General features: G+C 67.0%; 1 pseudogene. It reads left to right on the top strand.

Annotated features, from left to right (window positions below):
- A pseudogene (locus tag KW848_RS31310) lies at positions 1–576 on the top strand (glycine dehydrogenase (aminomethyl-transferring)); the annotation flags it as partial.

The raw sequence follows: 576 nt of genomic DNA, 5'->3' as shown, positions 1-576 counted from the left end.
AGCCACGCGTTCTTCGCCTCCGTGCATTGCCACCCGCAAACCCTCGACGTGCTGCGCACCCGCGCCGAGCCATTGGGCATCGACGTGGTGGTGGGCGACGAGCGTGAACTGACTGACGTGACGCCGTTCTTCGGCGCCCTGCTGCAATACCCGGCAAGCAACGGTGACGTGTTCGATTACCGCGAACTGACCGAACGCTTCCACGCCGCCAACGCCTTGGTCGCGGTCGCCGCCGACCTGCTGGCCCTGACCGTGCTGACTCCGCCGGGCGAGTTCGGCGCCGACGTGGCCATCGGCAGTGCGCAACGCTTCGGCGTGCCGCTGGGCTTCGGTGGCCCGCACGCGGCGTACTTCTCCACAAAGGATGCGTTCAAGCGCGACATGCCGGGCCGTCTGGTCGGTGTTTCCGTCGACCGTTTCGGCAAGCCGGCCCTGCGCCTGGCGATGCAGACCCGCGAGCAACACATCCGCCGCGAGAAGGCCACCAGCAACATCTGCACCGCACAAGTGCTGCTGGCCAACATCGCCAGCATGTACGCCGTGTACCACGGTCCGAAAGGCCTGACGCAGATCGCC

This window comes from Pseudomonas sp. PDM25, from assembly GCF_019219045.1.
GTDB lineage: Bacteria > Pseudomonadota > Gammaproteobacteria > Pseudomonadales > Pseudomonadaceae > Aquipseudomonas.
The sequence above is the reverse complement of the archived record's forward strand: the minus strand, read 5'-3'. Positions and strand labels throughout refer to the sequence as shown.